The sequence below is a fragment of the Pseudorhodoferax sp. Leaf274 genome (assembly GCF_001422445.1).
Classification (GTDB): Bacteria; Pseudomonadota; Gammaproteobacteria; order Burkholderiales; family Burkholderiaceae_C; genus Pseudorhodoferax.
Genome location: NZ_LMNA01000001.1, coordinates 837,732 through 859,171 on the forward strand (window position 1 = coordinate 837,732; position 21,440 = coordinate 859,171).

The 21,440-nt window shown below is 70.6% G+C and carries 21 protein-coding genes; 15 read left to right on the top strand and 6 right to left on the bottom strand.

Annotated features, from left to right (window positions below; genetic code table 11):
- Positions 1-57 precede the first annotated feature (57 nt).
- From ASF44_RS03840 to ASF44_RS03885, 10 genes are all read left to right on the top strand, one after another.
- The gene (locus ASF44_RS03840; protein ID WP_056898200.1) at positions 58-1,440 is read left to right on the top strand and encodes an AtzE family amidohydrolase; all 1,383 of its coding nucleotides are present in this window, start codon (positions 58-60) and stop codon (positions 1,438-1,440) included.
- A gap of 349 nt (positions 1,441-1,789) precedes the next feature.
- Complete coding sequence (gene hpxZ, locus ASF44_RS03845) at positions 1,790-2,170, top strand: oxalurate catabolism protein HpxZ (RefSeq protein WP_056897802.1); 381 nt, start codon at positions 1,790-1,792, stop codon at positions 2,168-2,170.
- 126 nt (positions 2,171-2,296) lie between these two features.
- Positions 2,297-3,400 (top strand): BMP family ABC transporter substrate-binding protein, encoded by a 1,104-nt coding sequence (locus ASF44_RS03850; protein ID WP_369820900.1) that lies wholly within the window; start codon positions 2,297-2,299, stop codon positions 3,398-3,400.
- A 16-nt stretch (positions 3,401-3,416) separates the two neighbouring features.
- A complete protein-coding gene (locus ASF44_RS03855) occupies positions 3,417-4,517 on the top strand; it encodes an ABC transporter permease (RefSeq protein WP_056898201.1) in 1,101 nt (366 codons plus the stop codon).
- The gene (locus tag ASF44_RS03860; RefSeq protein ID WP_056897804.1) at positions 4,514-5,434 is read left to right on the top strand and encodes an ABC transporter permease; all 921 of its coding nucleotides are present in this window, start codon (positions 4,514-4,516) and stop codon (positions 5,432-5,434) included. Before ASF44_RS03855 ends, ASF44_RS03860 begins: the two co-directional genes overlap by 4 nt.
- Positions 5,435-5,448: 14 nt before the next feature.
- Positions 5,449-6,477 (top strand): formamidase, encoded by a 1,029-nt coding sequence (locus ASF44_RS03865; RefSeq protein ID WP_056897805.1) that lies wholly within the window; start codon positions 5,449-5,451, stop codon positions 6,475-6,477.
- A 2-nt stretch (positions 6,478-6,479) separates the two neighbouring features.
- Complete coding sequence (locus tag ASF44_RS03870; RefSeq protein WP_056897806.1) at positions 6,480-7,172, top strand: cysteine hydrolase family protein; 693 nt, start codon at positions 6,480-6,482, stop codon at positions 7,170-7,172.
- A 79-nt stretch (positions 7,173-7,251) separates the two neighbouring features.
- Positions 7,252-8,832 carry an ABC transporter ATP-binding protein gene (locus ASF44_RS03875; protein WP_056897807.1) on the top strand — a complete coding sequence of 527 codons (1,581 nt, stop codon included), beginning with the start codon at positions 7,252-7,254 and terminating at the stop codon, positions 8,830-8,832.
- A complete protein-coding gene (locus ASF44_RS03880; RefSeq protein WP_200930550.1) occupies positions 8,832-9,527 on the top strand; it encodes a cysteine hydrolase family protein in 696 nt (231 codons plus the stop codon). The genes ASF44_RS03875 and ASF44_RS03880 overlap by 1 nt, the downstream gene beginning before the upstream one ends.
- A gap of 40 nt (positions 9,528-9,567) precedes the next feature.
- Positions 9,568-10,296 carry a GntR family transcriptional regulator gene (locus tag ASF44_RS03885; RefSeq protein WP_056897808.1) on the top strand — a complete coding sequence of 243 codons (729 nt, stop codon included), beginning with the start codon at positions 9,568-9,570 and terminating at the stop codon, positions 10,294-10,296.
- On the opposite strand, the gene ASF44_RS03890 is transcribed toward ASF44_RS03885, so the two are convergent.
- Both ASF44_RS03890 and ASF44_RS03895 read right to left on the bottom strand, forming a co-directional pair.
- Positions 10,281-12,092: a diguanylate cyclase domain-containing protein gene (locus ASF44_RS03890; RefSeq protein ID WP_056897809.1), complete on the bottom strand. Its 1,812-nt coding sequence runs from the start codon at positions 12,090-12,092 to the stop codon at positions 10,281-10,283. The two genes, ASF44_RS03885 and ASF44_RS03890, sit on opposite strands and share 16 nt — an antisense overlap.
- Before the next feature lie 156 nt (positions 12,093-12,248).
- Complete coding sequence (locus ASF44_RS03895; RefSeq protein ID WP_056897810.1) at positions 12,249-13,133, bottom strand: LysR family transcriptional regulator; 885 nt, start codon at positions 13,131-13,133, stop codon at positions 12,249-12,251.
- 77 nt (positions 13,134-13,210) lie between these two features.
- Here ASF44_RS03895 and ASF44_RS03900 point away from each other — a divergent pair, with 77 nt between their 5' ends.
- Together ASF44_RS03900 and ASF44_RS31500 are read left to right on the top strand one after the other, a co-directional pair.
- The gene (locus ASF44_RS03900; RefSeq protein ID WP_056897811.1) at positions 13,211-14,464 is read left to right on the top strand and encodes an SGNH/GDSL hydrolase family protein; all 1,254 of its coding nucleotides are present in this window, start codon (positions 13,211-13,213) and stop codon (positions 14,462-14,464) included.
- Between the two features lie 84 nt (positions 14,465-14,548).
- A complete protein-coding gene (locus tag ASF44_RS31500) occupies positions 14,549-14,701 on the top strand; it encodes a hypothetical protein (protein ID WP_156374338.1) in 153 nt (50 codons plus the stop codon).
- Positions 14,702-14,756: 55 nt separating this feature from the next.
- On the opposite strand, the gene ASF44_RS03905 is transcribed toward ASF44_RS31500, so the two are convergent.
- Entirely contained in the window at positions 14,757-15,548 is a 792-nt protein-coding gene (locus ASF44_RS03905; protein ID WP_056897812.1) for an exodeoxyribonuclease III, read from the bottom strand.
- Between the two features lie 10 nt (positions 15,549-15,558).
- Here ASF44_RS03905 and pyrE point away from each other — a divergent pair, with 10 nt between their 5' ends.
- Both pyrE and ASF44_RS03915 read left to right on the top strand, forming a co-directional pair.
- Positions 15,559-16,275 (top strand): orotate phosphoribosyltransferase, encoded by a 717-nt coding sequence (gene pyrE, locus ASF44_RS03910; RefSeq protein WP_056897813.1) that lies wholly within the window; start codon positions 15,559-15,561, stop codon positions 16,273-16,275.
- Positions 16,272-16,904: a DUF4124 domain-containing protein gene (locus ASF44_RS03915; protein ID WP_235579115.1), complete on the top strand. Its 633-nt coding sequence runs from the start codon at positions 16,272-16,274 to the stop codon at positions 16,902-16,904. The genes pyrE and ASF44_RS03915 overlap by 4 nt, the downstream gene beginning before the upstream one ends.
- A 15-nt stretch (positions 16,905-16,919) precedes the next feature.
- Here the strand turns inward: ASF44_RS03915 and gatB are convergent, their stop codons facing one another.
- From gatB to gatC, 3 genes are read right to left on the bottom strand one after another with little or no spacing between them, the layout of a single operon-like run.
- Positions 16,920-18,410, bottom strand: a complete 1,491-nt coding sequence (gatB, locus tag ASF44_RS03920) for an Asp-tRNA(Asn)/Glu-tRNA(Gln) amidotransferase subunit GatB (protein ID WP_056897814.1) — start codon at positions 18,408-18,410, stop codon at positions 16,920-16,922.
- A 2-nt stretch (positions 18,411-18,412) separates the two neighbouring features.
- Positions 18,413-19,879, bottom strand: coding sequence for an Asp-tRNA(Asn)/Glu-tRNA(Gln) amidotransferase subunit GatA (gene gatA, locus ASF44_RS03925; protein WP_056897815.1), 1,467 nt, complete (start codon positions 19,877-19,879; stop codon positions 18,413-18,415).
- 7 nt (positions 19,880-19,886) lie between these two features.
- Positions 19,887-20,186 carry an Asp-tRNA(Asn)/Glu-tRNA(Gln) amidotransferase subunit GatC gene (gene gatC, locus ASF44_RS03930; RefSeq protein ID WP_056897816.1) on the bottom strand — a complete coding sequence of 100 codons (300 nt, stop codon included), beginning with the start codon at positions 20,184-20,186 and terminating at the stop codon, positions 19,887-19,889.
- A gap of 204 nt (positions 20,187-20,390) precedes the next feature.
- On the opposite strand from gatC, the gene ASF44_RS03935 reads away from it, so the two are divergent.
- Positions 20,391-21,434: a rod shape-determining protein gene (locus ASF44_RS03935; RefSeq protein WP_056897817.1), complete on the top strand. Its 1,044-nt coding sequence runs from the start codon at positions 20,391-20,393 to the stop codon at positions 21,432-21,434.
- Positions 21,435-21,440 lie beyond the last annotated feature (6 nt).

The following is a 21,440-nucleotide window of genomic DNA, read 5'->3' on the forward strand; positions in this document are numbered from 1 at the left end:
CAGCGCGAAGCAACTCCAGTGGATGCCGCGGAATTGCTGCTGGCCGACGGCGCCACCATGGCCGCGGCCGTGCGCGCGCGCCAGGTCGGCGCTGTGGCCCTGGCCGAGGCCAGCCTCGCCCGCATCGCGGCGACCGACGGCCGCGTCAACGCCTTCACCGATCTGGTGCGCGGGCGTGCACTGGCCCGCGCTGCCGAACTCGACGCGCGCGTGGCGGCCGGCGCCGACCTGTCGGCGCTGCCGCTGCTGGGCGTGCCCTTCGCCGTCAAGAACCTGTTCGACATCGCCGGGCTGTGCACGCTCGCCGGCTCGAAGATCGAGCGCGACAGCGCACCGGCCAGTGCCGACGGCGTGCTCGTGCAGCGGCTGGAGGCGGCCGGTGCCGTGCTGGTCGGCGCGCTCAACATGGACGAGTACGCATACGGTTTCACGACCGAGAACAGCCACGAGGGGCCGTGCCGCAACCCGCACGATCTGGACTGCGTGGCCGGCGGTTCCTCGGGCGGCTCCGGCGCGGCCGTGGCGGCCGGCCAGGTGCCGATCACGCTGGGCTCGGACACGAATGGCTCGATCCGCGTGCCCGCGTCGCTGTGCGGCGTGTTCGGCTTGAAACCCACCTTCGGCCGGCTGCCACGCAGCGGCAGCTACCCCTTCATCTCCAGCCTGGACCACCTGGGCCCGTTCGCACGCTCGGCACGCGACCTGGCGCTGAGCTATGACGCCATGCAGGGCCCCGAGTCGGGCGCGCTGCGCGACCCCGGCTGCGCGCAGCGCGCGGCCGAGCCCGTCATGCTGCTGCTGGGCAAGGGTGTGGCGGGATTGCGCATCGGCGTGCTGGATGGCTGGTTCCGCGACAACGCATTGCCCGAGGCGCTGGCAGCCGTCGACCGCGTGGCCGAGGCGCTGGGCGCCAGCGCGCGCGTCGAACTGCCGCTGGTCGAGGAGGGCCGTGCGGCCGCGTTCCTGATCACCAACGCCGAGGCCGGCTCGCTGCACCTGGAAGACCTGCGTCGCCGCGCGGGCGATTTCGAGCCCCATTCGCGCGACCGTTTCCTGGCTGGCGCGCTGCTGCCGGCTGCCTGGGTGGCGCGCGCCCAGCGCGTGCGCCGGCTCTACGCCGAGGCGGTGGCGCAGGTGTTCACGCAGTACGACCTGCTGCTGGCGCCGTCCACGCCCTGTGCTGCCACGCCCGTCGGCACCGAATGGCTCACGCTGGGCGAACGCCGGCTACCGCTGCGCCCCAGCATGGGCCTGCTCACGCAACCGATCTCGTGCATCGGCCTGCCGGTGTGTGGCGTGCCGGTCTGGGACGCGCACCCGCGCATGCCCATCGGCGTGCAGCTGATCGCGGCGCCCTGGCGTGAAGACATCACGCTGCGTGCCGCTGCTGTGTTGGAAGGCCTCGGCGTGGTGCGGGCGCCTGTGGCCTCGTTGCCATGACGCTGTGTACATCTTTGGGCGCATCGGTGTGGGTGCGGGACCACGCCGACGGCGTGCTCTCCTCCGCGAATGTCCCCCGCCCCGGGCCGCAGGCGGCCCGGGGCTCCTCCTTTATTTCGCTGCGGAGAACACACCATCGACTTGGTCCATCAACGTCGCGTCACACGACCACGCACGACGCGACGTGTCCAAGGTCGAGGGTACTGGGTGGCCCCTGCAGCGAAATCAAGGAGGAGCCTGGGCCGCCTGCGGCCCTGGCGGGGGACATTCGCGGAAGGGGCCGCCCGGTGGCCTCGGCCAGGCCGCAACCGAAGCACGCACCGCCAGCAAAACACAGCCGAACAGAAACATGACCCAAGACATCAACCTCCCCGACGTACTCGCAGAAGTCACCGCCGCATTCGCGCAATACGAAGACGCCCTCGTGCACAACAAGGTCGAGGTGCTGGACGCACTGTTCTGGAACAGCCCGCACACCTTGCGCTACGGCGCGGGCGAGAACCTGTACGGGTACGACGCCATCCAGGCCTTCCGTGCCAGCCGCCCGTCGCAGGGCCTGGCCCGCACCGTCACGCGCACCGCCATCACCACCTATGGGCGTGATTTCGCCACCACCAACATCGAGTTCCAGCGTGAAGGCAGCCCGCGCATCGGCCGCCAGAGCCAGACCTGGCTGCGCCTGCCCGAGGGCTGGCGCGTGGTGTCCGCGCATGTGAGCCTGATGGCCTGACGCCCCGACCTCGCGCAGGCACGCTACTTGCACGCTTTCATGTATCCAAGTTGAAGTTCAAGACCACCGCACTGCTTTGATGCAGCCCCAGCCCCGATCGCAAATGGAGTCAGCCCCATGGACAAGATGAACCGCCGTACTTCGCTCAAGACCCTGGCCGCCGTCGGCGCCACCGGTGCACTGGGAGGCCTGCACGGCCTGGCGGCAGCGCAGGCGCCGCTCACCATCGGCGTGATCTACGTCGGCCCGCGCGACGACTACGGCTACAACCAGGCGCACGCCCAGGCAGCCGCCGAGGTCAAGAAGATGCCCGGCATCAAGGTGGTCGAGGAAGAGAACGTGCCCGAGACCGCGGCCGTGCAGAAGAGCATGACCGGCATGATTGCGCAGGACGGCGCCAAGCTGCTGTTCCCCACGTCCTTCGGCTACTACGACCCGCACCTGCTGGCGCTGGCCGCCAAGTACCCCGACGTGCGCTTCTCGCACTGCGGTGGCATGTGGACCGAAGGCAAGCACCCCAAGAACGCGGGCAGCTTCTTCGGCTACATCGACGAGGCCCAGTTTCTCAACGGCGTGGTGGCCGGCCACCTGAGCAAGAGCGGCAAGATCGCCTTCGTCGCGGCCAAGCCCATCCCGCAGGTGCTGCGTAACATCAACGCCTTCACGCTGGGTGCGCGCTCGGTCAAGCCCGGCATCACCTGCAGCGTGATCTTCACGGGGGACTGGTCCATGGCCGTCAAGGAGGCCGAGGCCACCAACAGCCTGGCCGACCAGGGCTGCGACGTGTTCACCATGCACGTGGACGGCCCCAAGGTCATCGTCGAGACCGCCGCCAAGCGCGGCAAGATGGTCTGTGGCTACCACGCCAGCCAGGCCAAGCTGGCGCCGCAGGCCTACCTCACGGGCGCCGAGTGGAACTGGATCACGGCCTACAAGACCATCATCGACGCGGCCCGCACCGGCAAGCCGCACCCGAACTTCCTGCGCGGCGGCATGAAGGAAGGCTTCGTGAAGATGTCGGCCTACGGCCCGGCGGTGACGGACGCGGCGAAGAAGCAGGCCGACGAGACCAAGGCCAGGATGCTGGCTGGCACCTTCGACATCTTCAAGGGTCCGCTCAAGGACAACAAGGGCAAGGAAGTGCTGGCCGCCGGCCAGGTGCAGAAGCAGACCGACCTGGCGTTGGAAGGCATGAACTACCTGGTCGAAGGGGTCCAGGGCTCGTTCTGAGCACCGGGGCATGGGCATGGACTCGCTAGCCAAGGACATCGGCCTGCCGGTGGCCGCCATCGCCGCGGCGCTGCTGCTGTTCGGCCTGTTCGTCGCGTTCGCCGGTGTCGACCCGGTGGAGGTCTGGACGCTGCTCTTCAAGGGCGCGTTCGGCGACTGGTTCTCGTGGCAGAACACGCTGCAGCGCGCCGCGCCGCTGATGCTCACGGCCCTGTGCGTGGCCATTCCCGCGCGCGCCGGCCTGGTCGTCATCGGCGGCGAGGGTGCCCTGGTGCTCGGCGGCCTGGGCTGCGCCGCGCTGCCCTACCTGGTGCCGTTGCCGGCCAACGCGGTCGGCACGGTGCTGGTGTGCGCGGCCGGCGCCGTCTGCGGTGCGCTGTGGATCGCGCTGGCCGGCTGGCTGCGCCAATACCGCGGCATCAACGAGACCATCAGCAGCCTGCTGCTGGCCTACGTGGCCATCGGGCTGTTCAAGCACCTCGTGGAAGGCGCGCTGCGCGATCCGGCCAGCCTGAACAAGCCATCGACCCTGCCGCTGGACGAGGGCATCCGCATCACCGGCATGCTGGGCTCGGACGTGCACTGGGGCCTGGCCATCGGCGTGGTGGCCTGCCTGGGCTTCTGGGTCTGGCTGCGCAGCACGGCCTCGGGCTTCTCGGTGCGCGTGGTGGGCGGCAACCCACGCACGGCGCAGCTGGTGGGCCTGCCGGCCTCCAGGCTGATCATCGTGGCCTGTGCGTTGGGCGGCGCCTGCGCCGGCCTGGCCGGTGCGGTGGAGGTGGCGGCCGTGCACACCAATGCCAACGCCTCCATCATCGCGGGCTACGGCTACGCCGGCATCCTGGTGGCCTTCATGGCGCGGCACAACCCGCTGGCCATCGTGCCCGTGGCCATCCTGTTCGGCGGCTTCGGCGCGGCCGGCAGCCTGCTGCAGCGCCGCGTGGGCCTGCCCGACGCCTCGGTGCTGGTGCTGCAGGGCATCGCCTTCGTGCTGATCCTGGCCAGCGAGGCGCTGCGCCATGTGGACGGCAAGGTGCTGCTGGGCAAGCTGTTCTCGCGGCCTTACGAAGAACTGGAGCCGCAGCCCGCTCCGACGCTCAGGAGTGCCAGCGCATGACCGCAGACCAATGGCTTGCCCTGTTCGCCGCCATCGTCGGCGGCGCGCTGCGGGTGGGCGTGCCGTTCCTGTTCGTGAGCCTGGGCGAATGCCTGACCGAGAAGGCCGGCCGCATCAACCTGGGGCTGGAAGGCGTGCTGGTGCTGTCGGCCATGGCGGCGTTCGGCGGCGCGTACTGGAGCGGCTCGCCCTGGGTCGGCGTGGCCATCGGCGCGTTGACGGGCGCGCTGCTGGCCACCCTGCACGGCATCCTGTGCTCGCTGCAGGGCGTCAACGACGTGGCCACCGGCATCGCGCTGATGCTGCTGGGCATGGGCCTGGCGTTCTACCTGGGCAAGCCGCTGATCCAGCCGCAGGCGCCGCAGCTGCCGGCGATCCCGCTGGGCGGCTGGAGCGACTCGCCCGTGGTGCAGGCGGCGCTGCAGATCAATGCCCTGCTGCCCATCGGCATCGCGCTGGCCGTCGTGCTGTGGTGGGCCTTCGGCCGCACGCGTGCCGGCCTCTTGGTGCGGCTGGCCGGCGATTCGGCCAACGCCACGCGGGCGCTGGGCTACTCGGTCAACGGCATCCGCATCGCGGCCACGGCCACGGGCGGCGCCATCGCCGGCCTGGGCGGCGCCTCGCTGACGCTGTTCTACCCGGGCAGCTGGAACGAGGGCATCTCCAGCGGCCAGGGCCTGATCGCCGTGGCGCTGGTGATCTTCGCGCGGTGGAGCCCGCTGCGCTGCGTGGGCGCGGCGCTGCTGTTCGGCGGGGCCGGCGCCATCGGCCCGGCCATGCAGTCCATCGGCGTGAGTTACGGCTACCACCTGTTCAACACCGTGCCCTATGTGCTGACGCTGCTCATCCTGGTGCTGACCTGCAAGCCCGGCGCGGTGGCGACGGGCAGCCCGGGCGAACTGTCGTCGGCGCGCTGAACGAAGGAGAAGACATGAGTGGTCTGGGCGGATTGAACAAGTCGAAGGCCGGCGTGGTGCTGGGCCTGGTGCAGCTGCAGCTGCCCGTGGTCGCGACGCCGGCCGACCTGGCGGCGCAGACGCGCCGCATCTGCGACATGGTGGGCAAGGCGCGGCGCAACATGGCGACCATGGACCTCGTGGTGTTCCCCGAGTACGCGCTGCACGGCCTGTCGATGGACACCAACCCCGCGATCATGTGCTCGCTGGACGGGCCCGAGGTGGCGGCCTTCCAGGCGGCCTGCGTGGAGCACCGCATCTGGGGCTGCTTCTCCATCATGGAGGCCAACCCCGGTGGCAACCCCTACAACAGCGGGATCATCATCGACGACCACGGGGCCATCCAGCTCTACTACCGCAAGCTGCACCCCTGGGTGCCGGTGGAGCCCTGGGAGCCGGGCAACCTGGGCGTGCCGGTGTGCGAGGGCCCCAACGGGGTGAAGCTGTCGCTGATCATCTGCCACGACGGCATGTTCCCCGAGATGGCGCGCGAGGCCGCGTACAAGGGGGCCGAGGTGATCCTGCGCACGGCCGGCTACACCGCCCCGATCCGCCACGCCTGGCGCATCACGAACCAGAGCAACGCCTTCCAGAACCTGGCCTACACCGCCAGCGTGTGCATGTGCGGCAGCGACGGCAGCTTCGACTCCATGGGCCAGGGCATGTTCTGCAGCTTCGACGGCACCGTCATGGTGGAGGGCGGCGGACGGCCCGACGAGATCGTCACGGCCGAGCTGCGGCCCGACCTCGTGCGCGAGGCGCGCGCCGGATGGGGTGTCGAGAACAACCCCTACCAGCTCTGGCACCGGGGCTACGTGGCGGTGCAGGGCGGCGCGCAGGACTGCCCTTACACGTTCATGCAGGACATGGTGGCGGGGCGCTACCGGCTGCCGTGGACCGACACCGTGCAAGTGACCGATGGCACATCCTGCGGCTTTGCGCCGCCCACGCGCCAGTATGGGGGCGCCGAGTCCGATCCCCTGACCCTGAGAAAGGTGGCCTAGGCATGACACCGCGCCATGTGAACGCCAACCCCTACGCCTGGCCCTACGACGGCAGCCTGCGGCCCGACAACACCGCGCTCCTCGTCATCGACATGCAGACCGACTTCTGCGGCAAGGGCGGCTATGTCGACGTGATGGGCTACGACCTGTCGCTGACCCAGGCGCCCATCGCGCCGATCAAGCGGCTGTTCGAAGTGATGCGTCCGCTGGGCTACACCATCATCCACACGCGCGAGGGCCACCGGCCCGACCTGTCCGACCTCCCGGCCAACAAGCGCTGGCGCTCGCGCCAGATCGGGCGCGACGGCCTGGGCATCGGCGACGACGGGCCCTGCGGCCGCATCCTGGTGCGCGGCGAGCCGGGCTGGGAGATCATCCCCGAGCTCGCGCCGCTGCGGGGCGAGGTGGTGATCGACAAGCCGGGCAAGGGCTCGTTCTACGCCACCGACCTGGAACTCGTGCTGCGCTCGCGCGGCATCGCCAACCTCATCCTGGCCGGCATCACCACCGACGTGTGCGTGCACACCACCATGCGCGACGCCAACGACCGCGGCTTCGAATGCCTGCTGCTGTCCGACTGCACCGCCGCCACCGACCCGGCCAACCACCAGGCTGCGCTGAACATGGTCACCATGCAGGGCGGGGTGTTCGGTGCGCACACCACGTCCACGGCGCTCATCGAGGTCCTGGCATGACCCCCACGCCCATCGCTTCGCTTGAAGCTGCACCCCAGGGGGGCGCTTCGGTGCCTTCGGGCGGCCGGGCGGCATCGACATGATCGCCCCCGTCAAGGCGGTCCCCGCGGTCGAGGGCGCGCTGGCCCTGGAGACCTACGACCTGACCAAGCGCTTCGGCGCCTTCACGGCCATGGACCATGTGTCCATGCGCGTGGAGGCCGGCAGCGTGCACGCGCTGCTGGGCGAGAACGGCGCGGGCAAGAGCACGCTGGTCAAGTGCGTGGCCGGGTTCCAGCAAGCCGAGGAAGGCTCCATCCTCATCGACGGGCGCGAGCGCGACATCGCCAACCCGATCGTTGCGCGGGCGCTGGGCATCGGCATGGTCTACCAGCACTTCACCCTGGCGCCGGGCATGACGGTGGCCGAGAACCTGCTGCTGGCGGGCGGCAACACGCCGGCCGTCATCGACTGGAAGGCCAAACGCGCAGAGCTGCAGGCCTTCCTCGCGACCACGCCGTTCCGGCTGGACCTCGATGCGCGCCCTGCAGAGCTCGCGGCCGGCGAGAAGCAGAAGCTCGAACTGCTCAAGCAGCTGTACCTCAGGCCCCGGCTGCTGATCCTGGACGAACCCACCTCGGTGCTCACGCCGCAGGAGGCCGACGAGGTGCTGGGCCACGTGCGCGCGTTCGCGCGCAGCGGCCAGTGCACCGTGCTCATCATCACGCACAAGTTCCGCGAGGTCATGGCCTACACCGACGCCGTGACCGTGCTGCGCCGGGGCAAGGCCGTGCACCACTGCCGCGTGGCCGAGACCGACCCGGCCCGGCTGGCCGCGGCCATGATGGGCAGTGATCCAACCGGGTCCACGCCGGCCGAGGTGCTGCATGCGGAGAGCGACACCGCCGCCGCGCGCGCTCCGGTGCCGGCCGGTGCGCGCGTGGCCCTGCGGCTGCAGGGCGTGTCTGCCATGGGCGACCGCGGCACGCTGGCGGTGCACGGGGTCGACCTGGCCGTCAGGAGCGGCGAGATCCTGGGCGTGGCCGGCGTCTCGGGCAATGGCCAGCGCGAACTCGTCGAGGCCTTGGTCGGGCAGCGGCCGCGCCATGCCGGCAGCGTGCACGTGATGGGCGAGCCCTACGCCGCGCGCCGCAGCGAGAACACGCGCCTGAAGCTGCGCAGCCTGCCCGAGGAGCCGCTGCGCAACGCCTGCGTGGGCGACCTCTCGGTGGCCGAGAACATGGCGCTGCGCGACTACGATGCGCCCCCCCTGTCGTCCGGCGGCTGGCTGCGCTTCGGCCAGTGGAAGAGCCGCGCGCGCGCCTGGATCAAGGAGTACGGCGTGAAGACGCAGGGCGAGGGCGCGCCGATCAAGAGCCTGTCGGGCGGCAACGTGCAGCGCGCGGTACTGGCGCGCGAGCTGGCCGGCGACATCAACGTGCTGATCGCGGCCAACCCGGTGTTCGGCCTGGACTTTGCGGCCGTGCGCGAGATCCATGGCCGCATCGTGCAGGTGGCGGGCAAAGGCGGCGCGGTGCTGCTGGTCAGCGAAGACCTGGACGAGCTGCTGGAGCTGTCCGACCGCATCGTGGTCATGAGCGAAGGCCGCATCGTCTACGAAACCCCCGCGGCCAGCGCGGAACGCCATGTGCTGGGCGCGCACATGGGAGGAGGCCACTGATGCAGAGCGACGTGCGCGAGATCCGCAGCCTGGCCGTGCAGGCGCAGCCCTTCGACTTCCCGTTCGACCTGGCCACCACGGCGCTGGTCATCATCGACATGCAGCGCGACTTCATCGAGCCCGGCGGCTTCGGCGCCAGCCTGGGCAACGACGTGTCGCTGCTCGAGGCCATCGTGCCGGCCTGCCGGCGCACGCTGCAGGCCTGGCGCGCGGCGGGCGCGCTGGTGCTGCACACGCGCGAGGCGCACCGCCCCGACCTGCGCGACTGCCCGCCCGCCAAGCGCCTGCGCGGCAACCCGAGCCTGCGCATCGGCGATGCCGGGCCCATGGGCCGTGTGCTGGTGAGCGGCGAGCCCGGCGTGGAGATCATCCCGGCCCTGGCGCCGCTGCCCGGCGAGATCGTGGTCGACAAGCCGGGCAAGGGCATGTTCCACGGCACGCCGGTGCAGAACCTGCTGCAGCAGGCCGGCATCCGCTCGTTGGTGTTCATGGGCGTGACCACCGAGGTCTGCGTGCAGACCAGCATGCGCGAGGCCAACGACCGCGGCTACGAGTGCCTGGTGCTGGAGGACTGCACCGAGAGCTACTTCCCGCAGTTCAAGGCCGCGGCGCTGGAGATGGTCCGCGCGCAGGGCGGCATCGTCGGCTGGACGGCCACCAGCGCCCAGCTGCTGGCGGCGCTGCATTCGGAGTAAGGTAGCGCCTGTCCCCACCACTGCAGGCTCCACGCGCCCCGTGCCCCCTACCGTTTCCAAGAAGCTCCCCGCCGCGCCGGCCGCGGCATTCCGCTCGCGCGCGGACGAGGTCTACGCGCAGCTCAAGCGCGACGTGGCCGACTTCCAGCTCGTGCCGGGCGACCGGTTCACCGAGAACGAGATCAGCGAGCGCCTGGGGGTCTCGCGCACGCCGGTGCGCCAGGCGCTGTTCCGGCTGCAGCAGGAGGGCTTCGTCGAGGTGCTGTTCCGCTCGGGCTGGCGTGTGCTGCCCTTCGACTTCGACCAGTTCGAGCAGCTCTACGACCTGCGCATGGTGCTGGAGACCACGGCCATCCACCGTTTGTGCGAGGACGCGGTGCGCGTGGACCACGGGCTGCTCGACGCGCTGGCCGCGATCTGGCTGGTGCCGCCGGCCGAGCGCAGCAGCGGGATGGCCGAGGTCTCGCAGTGGGATGAGGCCTTCCACTGCCAGATCGTGGCGGCCGCCGGCAACGCCGAGATGGCGCGCGTGCACCGCGAGGTGACCGAACGCATCCGCATCATCCGCCGGCTCGACTTCACGCAGCAGCTGCGCATCGACGCCACCTACGACGAGCACGCCAAGATCTTGAAGGCCGTGCAGCGCAAGCGCGGCGACCAGGCCGCGATGCTGATGCGCGCCCACATCGAGACCAGCCAGGCCGAGGTGCGCAAGATCACGCTGCACCAGGTGCACCTGGCGCGGCAGGGCGGCTACGGGCCGCGCTGAGCGGGGCCGGCCGCCTGCGCCATGGCCACGCGGCCACGGCCTTCGCTCTTGGCGCGGTAGAGCATGGTGTCGGCGCGGTGCAGCAGGTCGCTCCAGCCCCGCTCGGGATCGAGCCCCAGCGCGGTGCCCACGCTGGCGCCGATGTGTAGCGCCAGCGCGCCCACCTGGAACGGCTGGTGCGCCGCGTGCAGGATCTTGTCGGCCACCACGCGCAAGGCATCGGCGTCCCGCACGCCCACCAGCAGCACCGCGAACTCGTCGCCGCCCATGCGCACCACTGCGTCGGTGGGGCGCACCAGGCCGCGCAGGCGCTCGGCAAAGCGCTGCAGCAGCTGGTCGCCGACCGGGTGGCCGTGCTGGTCGTTGACCGGTTTGAAGCGGTCCAGGTCGATGCACAGCAGGCCGAGTTGCGCGGTGTCGCCGTGTGCCTGCTGGAAGGCCAGCCAGTCCTGCAGGCCGGCGCGGTTCAGCAGGCCGGTCAGCGCGTCGCGTTGGGACAGGTTGAGCAGGCGCCGCGCTTCCTGGCGGTGCTGCGTGATGTCCTGGCCCACCGCGACGAAGCCGTCCAGCGCGCCGCTGTCCAACCGCAGCGGGATGTAGCTGATCGCCAGGTGCTGGCCGTGGTCGCGCTCGGGAAAGTGCAGCTCGAAGCTGACGGACTCGCCGGCCAGGGCCCTGGCGATCCATGGCCGCACGGGGTCGAACTCGGGCTGGCCGAGCAGCTCGTGCATGGTGTGGCCGATGATCTGTGCGCGCTGGCGGCCGTGCCAGCGCTCGAAGGCGCCGTTGACGAAGCGGTAGCGGCCGTCTGCATCGAGCACCGCGACGATGGCCGGGATCAGCTCGGCGACGGAGCGCAGCGTGGCGGTCTGGCGCAGCAGCGCGCGCTCGGTCTCGGCGCGCGCGGTGATGTCCACGCCGGTGGTGAACATGCCCAGCACGCGGCCGTCGGCACCGCGGTGCGGGATCAGCTGGCAGTCGATGCGGCGCACCCCGCCGTCGTCCTGGCCGTCGTCGAACTCGAAGCGCTGGGGCTGGCCGGCGAGGGCGGCGTCCACCCGCGCACCCACGGCGGGGTCGGGCGCGCGCTTGACCAGCATGCTCGGGCTCTGGCCCACGACCGCACCGGGCGGCAGGTCGAAGCGCTCGGCCTGGGCACGGTTGACGAACTGGTAGCGGCGCTGGTTGTCGATGTAGCCGATGCGCACCGGCAGGCTGTCGGTGATCAGCCGCAGGAAGTCCTCGCGCTCGGCCAGGGCCTGCTCGTACCGCCCGCGCACCGCGAGCGCGCGGTCCAGCAGCTCGCGCCGCATCACCAGTGCCTGCACCGCGATGCGGCTGAGTTGCTCGAGCATGCGCGACTGCTCGGGCGTGAGCTGCTTGGCGTGGACGTCGAGCACGCACAGCGTGCCCACGCGGTCGCCATCGGGCAGCGCCAGCGGGGCGCCGGCGTAGAAGCGAATGTTGAGGTCGCCGGTGACCAGGGGGTTGTCCGCGAAGCGCGGGTCGTTGCGCGCGTCGGGCACCTGCATGACCGCGTCGTCCAGGATGGCGTGGGCGCAGAAGGCGACATCGCGCGGCGTCTCGCGCGCATCGCCAAGGCCGTAGTTGGCCTTGAACCATTGCCGTTCGGCATCGACCAGGGAGACCAGCCCGGCCGATGTGCCGCAGAACTCGGCGGCGGTGCGTGCCAGCGTGTCGAACAGCGGCTCGGGCTCGCTGTCGAGCACCAGCAGCGCGTGCAGCCGCTGCAATCGCTGCTCTTCGTTGTCGGGGAACGCGGCGGGCACGGTCATCACGTGGGTCACGGTCGGTGGGGCGTGGAGACGCGCCGACTTTAGCGTGCCCGCCGGGGATTGTCTCTCCGGTGCCAAAGGGCGCGGCCGGTCCCCGGCCCGGCCGTCGGCCCGCAACGGCGAAGTCAACGGCTGGAGTGCGCCGCCGCGCGGCCGCTACAGCGCCTGGATCTCGCGGGCCAGCAGCTCCTGCAGCACCTGCACCCGCATCGGCTGCCGGCGCCGCCGCGGGTACACGAGGTAGGCGTCCTGCGCCGGCCCGCTCCACTGCGGCAGCAGGCGCACGAGTTCCCCGCGCGCGATCAGGTCCTTGACCATCCAGCAGGGCTGGAATGCTATGCCCGCGCCGGCGCGCACCGCGTCCAGCAACGCCGCCGCATGGTTGATGCGGTAGCGCGTGGTGATCGGCAGCTCTACCGGGCCTTCGGCGCTGCGCAGGGTCACCACGTCGTCCGTCCATCCCGGGTAGCGCAGGAACGCGTGGCGGGCCAGGTCCTCCAGCGCCTGCGGCCGGCCGTGGCGTTGCACGTAGGCGGGCGAGGCGACGATGTAGCGCGGCCAGGTCGCCAACTGGCGCGCGACCAGGTCGGGCGGCAGCACGCCGCCGATGCGCACGGTCAGGTCGAAGCGTTCCTCGACGGGGTCGACGAAGCGGTCCTCCAGCATCAGGTCGATCTGCAGCTCGGGGTACTGCTGCAGCGCGCGCAGCATGAGCGGATGGAGCTTGAGCTCGCCCAGCGCCACCGGCGCGGCGATGCGCACCAGCCCGCGCGGCTCGCGGGTGCGCTGGTCGAGGTCGGTGACCGCCTCCTCGTAGTCCTCCAGCAGGCGCCGCGCACTCTCGGCGAAGCGCAGGCCCTCGTCGGTGAGCACCATGCGCGCGGGGCCGCGCTCCAGCAGGCGCACGCCGAGCGACGCCTCCAGCGCCGCGATCAGCTTGCTCACGGTGGGCTGGGTGGTGGCGAGCGAACGCGCCGCCGCCGACAGGCTGCCCAGCTCGGCCGCGCGCACGAACACCTGCATCGCGCGCAGTCGGTCCATGGCATTCCAGTTTCGAATGGAGAGGCTTCCACTTTGCCATCTTCTGCGTGCAAACGGAATGGACCACAGTGCCAGGCATGCAACATCGAACCCGGACCTGTCTTGCCATCCTGCTGGCGGCGTTGTCGATGACGACGAACGCCGCACCACCGCCCGCGCCGGAGCACTGGCAGCCGACCTGGTTCTCCGCCGCCCAGCCCGTGTGGGACGACGGCTGGGTGCTGCCGCTCGGGATGCCGACCACGCTGCGCGACGTGACCTTGCGGCAGCCGCTGCGCAGCAGCCTGGGCGGCAGGCGGCTGCGGATCGTCGTCAGCAACGCATACGGCAGCACGCCGCTGGTGTTGGGCGCCATGGCGCTGCGCAAGGCGGATGCCCCGCTTGCACGGGCGGTGCGCTTCCAGGGGCAGGACGGCGTCGTGGTGGCGCCCGGAGCGCAGGCCGTCAGCGACCCGCTCGCTCTGCCCATCGGCGCTGGCGAGCGGCTGGAGGTCGACCTGCATCTGCCCGAAGCCACGACGACCGCGGGCTTCCACTGGGACGCGCAGGAGCAGACGCTGATCCTCCAGGGCAACGCCGTGGGGCGCCGCGAGGCCACCGTGCTGCAGGCCGTGACCACCCGCGCCTTCGTGTCCGGGCTCTGGGTGGACAGCGCGCGCCCGCCGGCGACGGTGGTCGCGATCGGCGACTCCATCACCGACGGCAACGGCTCCAGCCCCGGGCTGGACCAGCGCTGGCCGGACCACCTCGCGCGCCGGCTCGCCCCGCGCGGCATCGCCGTGCTCAACGCCGGCATCGCCGGCAACCGCCTGCTGCGTGGCGGCTGGGGCGAGAGCGCGCTCGCGCGCTTCGAGCGCGACGTGCTGGGCCACCCTGGCGTGCGCGCGGTCGTCGTGCTGCTCGGCACCAACGACATCGGCTTCCCGGGCGGCCCGTTTGCGCCGGCGGAGCCGCCGGCCACGCTGGACGAACTGACGCGGGCCTTGCGGCAGCTCGTCGCGCAAGCGCACGTGCGTGGCGTGCGCGTGGTCGCCGGCACCGTGCCGCCCTTCGAGCGCGCGCTCGAGGGCACGCCGCTGCAGGGCCACTACAGCCCGCGGAAGGAGGCGCTGCGCCAGGCGCTGAACGCCTGGATCCGCAACGCGGGCGCCTTCGATGCGGTGGCCGACTTCGACGCCGTGCTGCGCGACCCCGCACACCCCGCGCGGCTCGCTCCGGCGCTCGACTCGGGCGACCACCTGCATCCGGGCGATGCCGGCTACCGGCGCATGGCCGAAGCGATCGACCTGGATGCCCCGCTGGGGGCGCCGGCAGGCGGGGCCAGGCCATGAGCAGCACGCCACGCGCTGCCCTGCCGTTGCCGCTGCGCTGGTGGCGGCGCAGCGGCGCAGCGGCGCTCCGCGGCCATCGCGCCGATGTTCAGCGGGTTGAAGCTGGCCAACGTGCTCGGCGGCTGGGCCGCCGACCGCTGGCCGGCATGTTCGATGTTCGCCATCCTCGCGGCGCTGGTGGCGGTCGAGGTGGCGCTGCACTTCAGCCTGCGGGTGCCCGCGCTCGTGGTCGCCTGAAGCGTCTGCGCTCAGCGATGGATGGATGGCGTTGGCCGTCCCGGGTCTCGCCTGCTCACAGCGTGAAGTCGTAGTCGATGGTCAGCGGCGCGTGGTCGGAAAAGCGCTGGTCCTTGAAGACCGCGGCGCCGCGCGCGTGCGCGGCCAGTGCCGGCGTGGCCAGGTGGTAGTCCAGCCGCCACCCGACGTTGTTGGCCCAGGCCTGGCCGCGGTTGCTCCACCACGTGTAGCACTCGCTGGTGGTCTCGGGGTGCAGGCGGCGGTACACGTCGACCAGGCCGGTCTCCGACAGCAGCTTGGTCATCCAGGCGCGTTCCTCGGGAAGGAAGCCGCTGTTCTTCTGGTTGCTGCGCCAGTTCTTGAGGTCGATCTGCTGGTGGGCGATGTTGATGTCGCCGCACAGGACGAACTCGCGCTCGCGCTTGAGCGCCACGAGGTAGGGGTCGAACAGGTCCAGGAAGCGGAACTTGGCGGCCTGGCGTTCCTCGCCCGAGGAGCCGCTGGGGAAGTAGCAGCTGATCACCGACAGCTTGCGGCTGGGCGTGTCGAAGCGCAGCTCGATGTAGCGGCCTTCGTCGTCGAACTCGGGCGCACCGAAACCGATCCGTACGTCGCTCGGCACATGCCGGCTGTAGATCCCCACGCCGGAGTAGCCCTTCTTCTGCGCGAAGTGGAAGTAGCCTTGCAGCCCGGCCAGTTGCTCGAACCGGCCTTGCACGTCGGGCAGCTGGGCCTTGACCTCCTGCACACAAATACAATCCGGGCCCGTTGCCGAGATCCAGGCTTCAACGCCCTTGGTCGTGGCGGAACGGATGCCGTTGAGATTCAGGCTGGTCAACTTGAACAAGGAAGCTCCCATGGTGGAACAAAGCGCCGGCGCGAAGGGCGCCGGCCAGAACGATCGACTGGCCCAGGACTTCGTGCGCTTCGCGGTCGAGGCCGGGGTGCTGCGCTTCGGGGAGTTCAAGACCAAGGCGGGCCGCATGAGCCCGTACTTCTTCAACGCGGGCCTGTTCGACGATGGCGCCAAGCTGGCCCGGCTCGCGCAATTTTATGCGTCGGCCCTGGAGGCCAGCGGCACCGAGTTCGACATGGTGTTCGGCCCCGCCTACAAGGGCATCCCGCTGGCGGCGGCGCTGGCGGTGGAGTTCGCGCGGCGCGGCCGCAACCTGCCGTTCGCCTACAACCGCAAGGAAGCCAAGGACCACGGCGAGGGCGGCACGCTGGTCGGCGCGCCGCTCAAGGGCCGCGTGCTGGTGGTGGACGACGTGATGTCGGCCGGCACCGCGGTGCGCGAGTCCATCGCCATGATCCGTGCCGCCGGTGCCACGCCGCATGCCGTGGTGATCGCGCTGGACCGCCAGGAGATGGCGACCGAGGACGGCCGCGACGTGCCGCACAGCGCCGTGCAGTACGTGCGGCGCCAGCTGGGCCTGCAGGTCTGCGCCATCGCCCGCCTGGAAGACCTGCTGCAGTACCTGGCCGATGGCAGCCAGGCCGCGCTGGCCGAGCACCATGGCCGCGTGCTGGCCTACCGGCAGCGCTACGGCGTGCAGGAAGGCGCCGGCCAGTGAGGCTGGTGCACGTCTGCGCCCTGTGGGGTGCCCTGGCCGGCCTGGCGCAGGCGCAGGGCATCTACACCTGCGTGGACGGGCAGGGCCGGCGCATCACTTCCGACCGGCCGATCAAGGAATGCATCGACCGCGCGCAGAAGGAACTCAATCCCAGCGGCAGCGTGCGGCGCGAGGTCGGCCCGTCGTTGACGGCCAGCGAGCGCGCGCAGATCGAGGCGCGCGAGCGCAAGGCGGCCGAGGAGCAGGCCCGCGCCAACGAGGAGACGCGCCGCAGCCGCGCCATGCTGTCGCGCTACCGCGACCAGGCGGCGCACGACCGGGCGCGCGCCGAGGCGCTGGCTTCCGTCGACGGGGTGCTGGCGCTGGCCCAGCAGCGCATGCAGGCGCTGGCCCAGCAGCGCCAGCTGCTGGACCGCGAGCTGGAGTTCTACCCGAACGTGCAGCCCGAGAAGCTGCCGCCCAAGCTGCGCAGCCTGCTCGACGAGCACCGGGCCAGCGTGGCCGCGCAGCAGCGCGTGATCGCCGAGCAGGAGGCCGAGCGCAAGCGCGTGAACGACCGCTACGACGACGAGCTGGCCCGCCTGCGCCAGCTGTGGGCCGAGCAGACGCTGCCCGGCCGGCCGCGCTGAGCGCGGCCCGGGCCTTCAGCCCTCCAGCTTCTTGCGCAGCAGCGCGTTGACCTGGGCCGGGTTGGCCTTGCCCTTGCTCGCCTTCATGGCCTGGCCGACCAGCGCGTTGAAGGCCTTGTCCTTGCCGGCCTTGAACTGCGCCACGTTGTCGGGGTTCGCGGCGATGACTTCGTCGAGGATCTTGTCGAGCGCGCCGTCGTCGTTCATCTGCTTGAGGCCCTTGGCCTCGATGATGGCGTCCACGTCCTGGCCGTCACCGGTCCACAGCGCGTCGAACACCTGGCGGGCGGCGTTGTTGGAGATGGTGCTGTCGGCGATGCGGCCCAGCAGCGCGGCCAGCTGGGCGGCCGAGACCGGCGCCTGGTCGATCGCCAGCTCGCCCGCGTTGAGCCGGCGCGAGATTTCGCCCATGACCCAGTTGCTGGCCAGCTTGGCCTGGCCGCTGGCCCGGGCGGCCTGCTCGAAGTAAGCGGATGTGGCCTTGCTCGCGGTCAGCTGCGCGGCGTCGTAGGCCGGCAGGCCGTAGTCGGCGACGAAGCGCTGCGCCATGGCGCGCGGCAGCTCGGGCATCTCGCTGCGCACCTGCTCCACCCATTCGGGCGCGATCACCAGCGGCGGCAGGTCCGGGTCGGGGAAGTAGCGGTAGTCGGCCGCGTCTTCCTTGGTGCGCATGGCGCGCGTCTCGCCCGTGTCGGGGTCGAACAGCACGGTGGCCTGCTGGATGGCCCGGCCGTCCTCGATCTCTTCGATCTGCCAGCGGATCTCGAAGTCGATGGCCTGCTGCATGAACTTGAAGCTGTTCAGGTTCTTGATCTCGCGCCGCGTGCCCAGCTTGGCGCCGGGCTTGCGCACGGAGACGTTGGCGTCGCAGCGGAAGCTGCCTTCCTGCATGTTGCCGTCGCAGATGCCGATCCAGGTGACGATCTTGTGCAACTCCTTGGCATAGGCCACGGCCTCGGCGGAGGAGCGGATGTCGGGCTCGGTCACGATCTCCAGCAGCGGCGTGCCGGCGCGGTTCAGGTCGATGCCCGATTGACCGATAAAGTCCTCGTGCAGCGACTTGCCGGCGTCTTCTTCCAGGTGCGCGCGCACCAGGCGCACGGTCTTGTGCTCGTCGCCCAGGTAGAAGCCGACCGTGCCGCCCTGCACGACCGGGATCTCGTACTGGCTGATCTGGTAGCCCTTGGGCAGGTCGGGGTAGAAGTAGTTCTTGCGCGCGAAGATGCTGCGCGGGGCGATCGTCGAGCCCAGCGCCAGGCCGAGCCGGATGGCGCGTTCGACCGCGCCCTTGTTCATGACGGGCAGCGTGCCGGGCAGCGCCAGGTCCACGGCGCAGGCCTGGGTGTTGGGCTCGGCGCCGAAGGCCGTGGACGCGCGGCTGAAGATCTTGCTGGCGGTGGACAGCTGGGCATGGGTCTCGAAGCCGATGATGACTTCATAGCCCTGCACCAGCGGGCCCGTCGGGCGGCCGGCCTGCGCGGCCTCGAATGCGTTGGTTTCGCTCATGGTCAGAAGCCCTCCGGCGTGCGGAGGTGGAAGTCGGTGGCCTGCTGCAAGCGGTGTGCCGCGTTGAGCAGCTTCGCCTCGGCGAAGTAGTTGCCGATCAGCTGCAGGCCCACGGGCATGTTGCCCTCGCCGAAGCCTGCCGGCAGGCTCATGCCGGGCAGGCCGGCCAGCGAGCCGGGCAGGGTGTAGATGTCGGCCAGGTAGTTGGCGACCGGGTCGTCGGCCTTGTCGCCGAGCTTCCAGGCCACGGTGGGTGCCACCGGGCCGGCGATCAGGTCGCAAGCCTGGAAGGCCTGCTGGAAGTCGTCGGCGATCATGCGGCGGATCTGCTGCGCCTTGAGGTAGTAGGCGTCGTAGTAGCCGTGGCTCAGCACATAGGTGCCGACCATGATGCGGCGCTTGACCTCGTCGCCGAAGCCCTCGGCGCGCGTCTTCTTGTACATGTCCAGCAGGTCGCCGTACTGGGCGGCGCGGTGGCCGAACTTGACGCCGTCGAAGCGGCTCAGGTTGGAGCTGGCCTCGGCCGGCGCGATGATGTAGTAGACCGGGATGGCCAGCTCGGTGCGCGGCAGCGAGATCTCGACCAGGCGGGCGCCGAGCTTCTCGTACTGCTGGAGCGCGGCATCCAGCGCGGCGCGCACGTCGGCTGCGAGGCCGTCGCCGAAGAACTCCTTGGGCACGCCGATGCGCAGGCCATCCAGGCTGTCGTTCAGGTTGCGGCTGTAGTCCTCGGCCGGGCGGTCCAGCGAGGTCGAGTCGCGGTCCAGGTCGGGGCCGCAGATGGCCGAGAGCAGCAGCGCGCAGTCTTCGGCGCTGCGTGCCATCGGGCCGGCCTGGTCCAGGCTGGAGGCGAAGGCCACCATGCCGTAGCGCGAGGCGCGGCCATAGGTCGGCTTGATGCCCGTGACACCGCAGAAGGCGGCGGGCTGGCGGATCGAGCCGCCGGTGTCGGTGCCCGTCACGGCCGGCGCCAGCCGCGCGGCCACGGCCGCGGCGCTGCCGCCCGAGGAGCCGCCCGGGATGCGCGTGGCGTCCCAGGGGTTCTGCACGGCGCCGTAGGCCGAGTTCTCGTTGGACGAGCCCATGGCGAACTCGTCGCAGTTGAGCTTGCCCAGCGTGACGGCGCCGGCCGCGGCCAGGCGCGCCACGGTGGTGGCGTCGAACGGGGAGCGGTAGCCCGCGAGCATCTTCGAGCCGGCCGTGGTCGGGAAGTCGCGCGTGACGAAGATGTCCTTGTGCGCGATGGGCACGCCGGCCAGCGGGCTGGCCGTTCCGGCGGCAATCGCCGCGTCGGCCGCGCGCGCCTGGGCCAGCGTGGCCTCGGGGTCGGTGGCGACGAAGGCGTTGAGGCCGCGGTGCTGTTCGATGCGGGCCAGGAAATGCTGGGCTGCCTCAACGGCGGAGAGTTCGCGGGACTGGATGCGGGCCGCGATGGCGGCCACGGAGGCCTGGGTCAGATCAAAAGCCATGGCGTACTTACTCGATCACCTTGGGCACGAGGAACAGGCCGTTCTCCACGGCCGGCGCGCTGCGCTGGTTGGCCTCGCGCGCATCGGGTTCGCTGACGGCGTCCTCGCGCAGGCGCAGCGTCACGTCGGACACCACGTCCGCCGGGTGCGCCAGCGGCACCACGCCGGTGGTGTCCACCGCCCGCATGCGTTCGACGATGTCGAAGAAGCCATTGATCTGGCCGAGCATGCGCGCACGCTCGGCATCGTGCAGTTCCAGCCGCGCCAGGTTGGCGATGCGCGAGATGTCGTCAGAGGTCAGTGCCATGGAAAAATTGCAAGCAGAAAGGTCGCGGAAACGGCGTGCCGCAAGGCTTTGCAGCGGGTTTTCACGGGGGGATCGGGTATTATCCCGCCTTTGCGCGAGGGCCGGTTTGACGCTGCCTGACGCGCCCATATCCACCCGATTCGACCGAAGCCGGGGCGACCGCAAGCCGATGCGCATGCCGTGCCCCCGAGAGGAATTTTTCAAATGTTTGGTGCTTTCCGTCGGTATTTCTCGACCGACCTGGCGATCGACCTTGGCACGGCCAACACCCTGATCTACGTGCGCGACAAGGGCATCGTCCTGGACGAGCCTTCGGTCGTTGCCATCCGCCACGAGGGCGGTCCCCAGGGCAAGAAGACGATCCAGGCCGTCGGCAAGGAAGCCAAGGCCATGCTGGGCAAGGTGCCCGGCAACATCGAGGCGATCCGCCCGATGAAGGACGGCGTGATCGCCGACTTCACCGTCACCGAGCAGATGCTCAAGCAGTTCATCAAGATGGTGCACCCGCGCGGCGTGCTGCGGCCCAGCCCGCGCATCATCATCTGCGTGCCCTGTGGTTCGACCCAGGTCGAGCGCCGCGCCATCCGCGAATCCGCGCTCGGCGCAGGCGCCTCGCAGGTCTACCTGATCGAGGAACCCATGGCCGCTGCCATCGGCGCCGGCCTGCCGGTGGCCGAGGCTTCGGGCTCGATGGTGGTGGACATCGGCGGCGGCACCACCGAGGTCGGCGTGATCTCGCTGGGCGGCATGGTCTACAAGGGCAGCGTGCGCGTGGGCGGCGACCGTTTCGACGACGCCATCATCAACTACATCCGCCGCAACTACGGCATGCTGATCGGCGAGCCCACGGCCGAGGCCATCAAGAAGAACATCGGCTCGGCCTTCCCGGGCTCCGAGGTCAAGGAGATGGAAGTCAAGGGCCGCAACCTGTCCGAAGGCGTGCCGCGCAGCTTCACGATCTCGTCCAACGAGATCCTGGAAGCGCTGACCGATCCGCTCAACAACATCGTCGCCTCCGTCAAGAACGCGCTCGAGATGACGCCGCCCGAACTCGGCGCCGACATCGCCGAGCGCGGCATGATGCTGACCGGCGGTGGCGCTTTGCTGCGCGACCTGGACCGCCTGCTGGCCGAGGAAACCGGCCTGCCCGTGCTGGTGGCCGAGGACCCGCTGACCTGCGTGGTGCGCGGTTGCGGCATCGCGCTGGAGCGCATGGACCGCCTCGGTTCCATCTTCACCAGCGAGTAGGTCCCA

Excerpts from the sequence above, each read along its gene's own strand:
- ASF44_RS03840 (WP_056898200.1), top strand. The coding sequence starts at position 58 with ATGGCCGCGGCCGTGCGCGCGCGCCAGGTCGGCGCTGTGGCCCTGGCC.
- hpxZ (WP_056897802.1), top strand. The coding sequence starts at position 1,790 with ATGACCCAAGACATCAACCTCCCCGACGTACTCGCAGAAGTCACCGCC.
- ASF44_RS03850 (WP_369820900.1), top strand. The coding sequence starts at position 2,297 with ATGAACCGCCGTACTTCGCTCAAGACCCTGGCCGCCGTCGGCGCCACC.
- ASF44_RS03855 (WP_056898201.1), top strand. The coding sequence starts at position 3,417 with ATGGACTCGCTAGCCAAGGACATCGGCCTGCCGGTGGCCGCCATCGCC.
- ASF44_RS03860 (WP_056897804.1), top strand. The coding sequence starts at position 4,514 with ATGACCGCAGACCAATGGCTTGCCCTGTTCGCCGCCATCGTCGGCGGC.
- ASF44_RS03865 (WP_056897805.1), top strand. The coding sequence starts at position 5,449 with ATGAGTGGTCTGGGCGGATTGAACAAGTCGAAGGCCGGCGTGGTGCTG.
- ASF44_RS03870 (WP_056897806.1), top strand. The coding sequence starts at position 6,480 with ATGACACCGCGCCATGTGAACGCCAACCCCTACGCCTGGCCCTACGAC.
- ASF44_RS03875 (WP_056897807.1), top strand. The coding sequence starts at position 7,252 with ATGATCGCCCCCGTCAAGGCGGTCCCCGCGGTCGAGGGCGCGCTGGCC.
- ASF44_RS03880 (WP_200930550.1), top strand. The coding sequence starts at position 8,832 with ATGCAGAGCGACGTGCGCGAGATCCGCAGCCTGGCCGTGCAGGCGCAG.
- ASF44_RS03890 (WP_056897809.1), bottom strand. The coding sequence starts at position 12,092 with ATGACCGTGCCCGCCGCGTTCCCCGACAACGAAGAGCAGCGATTGCAG.
- ASF44_RS03895 (WP_056897810.1), bottom strand. The coding sequence starts at position 13,133 with ATGGACCGACTGCGCGCGATGCAGGTGTTCGTGCGCGCGGCCGAGCTG.
- ASF44_RS03900 (WP_056897811.1), top strand. The coding sequence starts at position 13,211 with ATGCAACATCGAACCCGGACCTGTCTTGCCATCCTGCTGGCGGCGTTG.
- ASF44_RS31500 (WP_156374338.1), top strand. The coding sequence starts at position 14,549 with ATGTTCAGCGGGTTGAAGCTGGCCAACGTGCTCGGCGGCTGGGCCGCC.
- pyrE (WP_056897813.1), top strand. The coding sequence starts at position 15,559 with ATGGTGGAACAAAGCGCCGGCGCGAAGGGCGCCGGCCAGAACGATCGA.
- gatB (WP_056897814.1), bottom strand. The coding sequence starts at position 18,410 with ATGAGCGAAACCAACGCATTCGAGGCCGCGCAGGCCGGCCGCCCGACG.
- gatA (WP_056897815.1), bottom strand. The coding sequence starts at position 19,879 with ATGGCTTTTGATCTGACCCAGGCCTCCGTGGCCGCCATCGCGGCCCGC.
- gatC (WP_056897816.1), bottom strand. The coding sequence starts at position 20,186 with ATGGCACTGACCTCTGACGACATCTCGCGCATCGCCAACCTGGCGCGG.
- ASF44_RS03935 (WP_056897817.1), top strand. The coding sequence starts at position 20,391 with ATGTTTGGTGCTTTCCGTCGGTATTTCTCGACCGACCTGGCGATCGAC.